At 73.9% G+C, this 5,843-nt stretch carries 2 protein-coding genes; both read left to right on the top strand.

Translation table 11 applies throughout. The annotated features are described in order from the left end of the window. Positions 1-4,458 (top strand): amino acid adenylation domain-containing protein (locus ACFO0C_RS10375; RefSeq protein WP_378066368.1); only part of this gene is annotated, 4,458 nt, incomplete at its 5' end. Continuing rightward, positions 4,455-5,843: condensation domain-containing protein (locus ACFO0C_RS10380; RefSeq protein ID WP_378066369.1), on the top strand; the 1,389-nt coding region annotated here is incomplete at its 3' end. The genes ACFO0C_RS10375 and ACFO0C_RS10380, both read left to right, overlap by 4 nt.

Below are 5,843 nucleotides of genomic sequence, written 5' to 3' on the forward strand. Positions count from 1 at the left end.
ATCCGGGCGGCGTTCGGGACCACGCTGCCGCTGCGGGCCGTCTTCGACTCGCCCACCCCGGCGGGGCTCGGCGCGTTCCTGGACCAGGCCGGATCGGGCACTGACACGGTCGCGCTGACCGTCGCCGACCGGCCCGAGCTGCTGCCGCTGGCACCGGCGCAGCACCGGCTGTGGCTGCATCACCAGCTCAACGGGCCGGGGCCGACCTACAACGTGGCGTTCACGCTGCGCCTGACCGGGCCGCTCGACCGGGACGCGCTGCGGCTGGCCCTGGACGACGTGATCGACCGGCACGAGAGCCTGCGCACGGTCTTCCCGACCGTCGACGGGCGGCCGGTCCAGCGGATCCTCGACGATCCCCGGGTCGACTGGGTGTACGGCGACGGTGATCTCGCCGAGGCCGCCCGCTACAGCTTCGACCTGGCCACCGAACTGCTCGTTCGCCCGCACCTGTGGACCACCGGGCCGGATGAGCACGTGCTGATGCTGCTGCTGCACCACATCGTCACCGACGAGTGGTCCGAGGGGCGGCTCATCGCCGACCTCGGGATCGCCTACGAAGCACGGGCCGCGGGGTGGGCGCCCGGCTGGGAGCCGCTGGCCGTTCAGTACGCCGACTACGCCCTGTGGCAGCGTGCCCTGCTCGACCAGGTGCAGGACGCGCAGCTCGCGCACTGGCGGACGGCTCTCGACGGGATTCCCACCGAGCTGGCGCTGCCCGTGGACCGGTCCCGCCCGGCCGTGCCCACCCACCGTGGCGGGATCGTGCCGTTCACCGTCGGCGCGGACACGCACCGGCTGGTCCGGGAGCTTGCCCGGCGTACCGGGAGCACCGCCTTCATGGTCGTCCAAGCGGCTCTGTCGGCGTTGTTGTCGCGGCTCGGGGGCGGCGACGACATCCCGCTGGGCAGCCCGGTCGCCGGCCGCGCCGACCAGCGGCTGGACGCGCTCGCCGGGTTCTTCGTGAACACGCTCGTGCTGCGTGCCGACCTGTCCGGCGACCCGGCGTTCACCGAGCTGGTGGCCCGGGTCCGGCGCACGGATCTGGCCGCCTTCGGTAACGCCGACGTGCCGTTCGAGCGGGTCGTGGAGGCGGTCAACCCGGAGCGGTCGCTGGCCCGGAACCCGCTGTTCCAGGTGATGGTCGCGTTCCAGCACGTGCCGGCGGAGACGCCGGGCCTGCCGGGGCTGGTGACGTCGCCGGTGCCGATCGACACCGGGGTCGCCCAGTTCGACCTGGGTGTCGTCGTCACCGAGGAGGACGGCGCCGACGGGATGCGCGGTGTCATCGAGTACAGCGCCGACCTGTTCGACCCGGTCACCGTGGAGGCGCTGGCCGAGCGGTTCGTGCGGCTGCTGGAGTCGGCGGTGGCGGTGCCGTCGCGCCGGGTGTCGCAGCTGCACGTGCTGTCCGGCGACGAGCGCCGGCACCTGACCGGCACCGTGTCGCCGACCGTCGCCCGGACCATCCCGGAGCTGTTCGCGGCGGTCGCCGACCGGGACACCCTCGCCCTGCAGGACGGCGACGTCCGGCTGTCCTATCGCGAGCTGGATCGGCGTACCAACCGGCTGGCCCGGGCGCTGATCGGTGCGGGCGCCGGACCGGACCGGCTCGTCATGGTGCTGCTGCCCCGCTCGGCCGACCTGTTCGCCACCGAGCTGGCAGTGGCCAAGGCCGGCGGCGCCTACCTGCCGGTCGACCCGTCCTACCCGGCCGAGCGGATCGCCGCCCTGGCCGCGGACGCCCGCCCGGTCCTGGTCGTCGCCCGGCCCGGCACCGTCAACGTGCCGCCCGGCATTCCCGTCCTCGATCCGGGCGCGGGTGACGACGACTCCCCGGTCGGCGTCACGGTCCGTCCCGGGAATGCCGCCTACGTCATCTACACTTCCGGGTCGACCGGACGGCCCAAGGGTGTCGTCATCCCGCACGCGGGACTCGCCGACCTGTCCGACACGTTCGCCGAGACCTGGCGGGTGGGTCCGGGGGACCGGATCGCCCAGTTCGCGTCGCCGAGTTTCGACGTCACGATCGCCGAGCTCGCGGTCACCCTGCTGCGCGGGGCGACCCTGGTGATCACGCCGGAGGCGGCGCGGCTCGGTGAGGACTTCGCGCGGTTCGTCCGCGACGAGCGGATCACCCACTTCGCGTTGCCGCCGGCCGCGCTCGGCGCCGTCCCGGCGGGCTCGCTGCCGCCCGAGGTGACGGTGGTCGTCGGCGCCGACCGGCTGCCCCAGGAACTCGTGGAACGCTGGTCCGGCACCCACCGCATGATCAACGCGTACGGGCCGACCGAGGCGACCGTCAACTCCACCTTCTGGGAGTGCACCACCGACGGCCCGGTCCTGATCGGCCGGCCCGACCGCAACAAGCGCGCCTACATTCTCGACGACCGGCTCCAGCCGGTGGCCCCCGGCGTACCCGGCGAGCTCTACCTCGCCGGCGCCGGCCTGGCCCGCGGCTACCTGGACCGGCCCGCCCTGACCGCCGACCGGTTCGTCGCCGACCCGTTCACCGCCGGCGAACGCATGTACCGCACCGGCGACCTGGTCCGGCGCACCCGCGACGGGCAGATCGAGTTCCTCGGCCGCGCCGACGACCAGATCAAGATCCGTGGCTTCCGGATCGAGCCGGGCGAGGTCGCCGCCGCCATCGCCGCCCACGACCGCATCCGGCACGCCCACGTCATCGCCCGCGACGGCCGTCTCATCGGGTACGCCGAAGGCGCCGCCGACCCGGCCGAGGTACGCACGTGGCTCGCCGGGCGCCTGCCCGACTACCTGGTCCCGGCCGTCATCGTCATGCTCGGCGCGCTGCCCCGCAACGCCGCCGGCAAGGTCGACCGCAACGCCCTGCCCGAACCGGTGATCGAACGGGCCGTCGAACGCCCCGTCACCGTCCTCCAGGAACTGCTCGCCGACCTGTTCGCCGAAGTCCTCGGCCTCGACGGGATCGGCGTCGACGAGGGGTTCTTCGCGCTCGGCGGTGACAGCATCGTCGCCCTGCAACTGGTGTCCCGGGCCCGGGCCGCCGGTCTCGACCTCAGTGCCCGCCAGGTGTTCGAGAACCAGACCGTCGCCGCCCTGGCCACCGTCGTCACCTCCGGTGGCGGCGTCACCCGCGAACCCGCCGGTGCCGGTCTCGGCCCGGTCCCGATCACCCCGATCCAGGCGTGGCTGCGCGACCAGAACGCCCCGATCGACTCGTTCGCCCAGTCGGTGGTGCTGCGCGTCCCGGCGGCCCTCGACGTCGAACGGCTGACCGGGCTGCTGCAAGCCGTCCTCGACCGGCACGACGCGCTGCGGGCCCGCTGGACCGTGGACGGCCTCGTCGTCCCGCCGCCCGGTGCCGTCGACGCGGCCTCGATCGTCTGCACGTCCACGGGCAGCCTCGATCGGGAACATCTCGCCGCCGTCGGGCGTCTCGCCCCGGCCGAGGGCCGCGTGCTCCAGGCCGTCCTGCTGCCCGGCCGCCTGCTGCTGGTCGGCCACCACCTCGCCGTCGACGGCGTCTCCTGGCGGATCATCGCCGGGGACCTGGCCACCGCCTGGCAGGGCGGCGACCTGCCGCCCGTCGGGACGTCGCTGCGGACCTGGTCACGGGGCCTGGCCGCGGCCGCCCGGGACCGGATCGGCGAGCTGCCGCTGTGGCAGTCGATCCTGGACGCCCCGGCCGTGTCCCTGGGTGGTGGCGGCACCGTCGCCGACCAGCGGCACCACACCCTGCGCCTGCCCGCCGACCGGACGCAGCCGCTGCTCACCACGGTTCCCGAGGCGTTCCACGCCGGTGTGCAGGACGTGCTGCTCACCGGGCTGGCGCTCGCGGTCCGCGGCTGGCGGCCGGCCGTCGCCGAACACGGGCTGCTGCTGCGCCTGGAAGGGCACGGCCGGGAGGAGCACCTCGTGCCCGGCAGCGACCTGACCCGTACCGTCGGCTGGTTCACCACCGAGTTCCCGGTCCGCATCGACCCCGGCGGCGACGACCCGTCGGGAGCGTTGAAGCAGGTCAAGGAGCAGTTGCGGGCAGTCCCGGACGCGGGTGCCGGATACGGGCTGCTGCGCTACCTGGAGCGGGCGCCGCTCGCCGGGCAGCCCGAGATCCTCTTCAACTACCTGGGCCGGATGACCGCCGGTGAGGACGTCGACTGGGTGGCCGCACCCGAGAACGACACCCTCGGCGACGGGCTCGACCCGGCCTTCCCGGTCGCGCACGCGCTGGAGATCAACGCGGCCACCGCCGACCTGCCCACCGGGCCCGAACTGGACATCCGGCTCTCCTACCTGGCGACCGCCCTCACCGCCGCCGACGTCGAGGAACTCGCCCGCCGCTGGGCCGGGGCACTCGACCGGCTGCGCGACGCCGCCACTGCCGGTGGCGGCGGCCACACCCCATCCGACCTCCTGGTGACCCTGAGCCAGGACGAGATCGACGAGTTCGAAGACGAGTGGAGCGACCTGTGACGACCCCCGGTGGACTGCAGGACATCCTGCCCCTGTCGCCGCTGCAGGAGGGGCTCTACTTCCTGTCCGCCTACTCCGGTGACGGGCCGGACGTGTACGTGGTGCAGCAGGTCCTCACCCTCGACGGCGACGTCGACGCGGGACGGCTCCGGCAGGCCGCGCAGTCTCTGCTCGACCGGCACGCCAACCTGCGGGCCGCGTTCCGGCCGCGGAAGGCCGGCCAGCCCGTGCAGCTGATCCCGCACGCGGTGAAGGCCGACTGGACCGAGATCGACCTGTCCGACCGGCCCGGTGACGCCGACGCGGTCGCCGACGAGGACCGGGCAAAACCGTTCGACCTGGCCAAGCCGCCGCTGCTGCGCTGGACCCTGGCCCGGCTCGGCGCCCACCGGCACCGGCTGATCCTGACCAGCCATCACATCCTGCTCGACGGCTGGTCGGCGCCACTGCTCGTCCGTGACCTGCTGCTCCTCTACGCCGGGCGGCCGCTTCCGGTCGTCCGGCCCTACAAGGACTACCTGGCCTGGGTCGCCGGGCAGGACCGGGCCGCGAGCGAGCGGGCCTGGAGCGAGGCGCTCGCCGGGATCGAGACGCCCACGATCGTCGGCACCGGTGATCCGGCCGTCGCGGCGCCGCAGGCCGTCGAGCACGTCGTCGACGCCGGCCGGCTCGCGGCCGCCGCCCGGGCCGAAGGGCTCACCCTCAACACGGTCGTGCAGGGCTGCTGGGCCCTCGTGCTGGCCGAACTGACCGGGCGCGACGACATCGTGTTCGGCAGCACCGTCTCCGGCCGGCCCGCGACGCTTCCCGGGGCCGAGGACATGGTCGGGCTGTTCATCAACACCGTGCCGGTGCGGATCCGGCCGCGCCCGTCCGACACGTGGGCCGGGTATCTGCGGCGGGTACAGGCCGAACAGGCCGCGCTCCTCGACCACCAGCATGTCGGGCTGGCCACGATCCAGCGGCTCGCCGGGATCGGGACGCTCTTCGACACGCTTCTCGTCTTCGAGAGCTACCCGCTAGACGCCGACGGGCTGCGGGCGCTGGAGGACGCGGCGGGGCTGCGGCTGGCCGAGGTCACCGGGGCGGACGCCACCCACTACCCGCTCACCCTCACGGTCATCCCGGGCGAGTCGCTCACGCTCGGCGCCGAATACCGGGCCGACGTCATCTCGCGGGAGCAGGCGACCGGGCTGCTCTCGCGTCTTGAGGCACTGCTCGCGGCCTTCGCCGCTGACGCGGGCGGGCGGCTGGCGGCCCTTCCGGCGGCCGGTGCGCTGCGGGAGGCCGGTCCCGCCCTCGACGTGCCTGACGGCACGATTCTCGATGAGTTCGACGAGGTGGTCCGGCGGACGCCCGATCTGGTTGCGGTCCGTTTCAAGGAC

Origin of the sequence: Actinoplanes subglobosus, assembly GCF_042650585.1 — a bacterium.
In the GTDB taxonomy this organism is placed as follows: Bacteria; Actinomycetota; Actinomycetes; order Mycobacteriales; family Micromonosporaceae; genus Actinoplanes; species Actinoplanes subglobosus.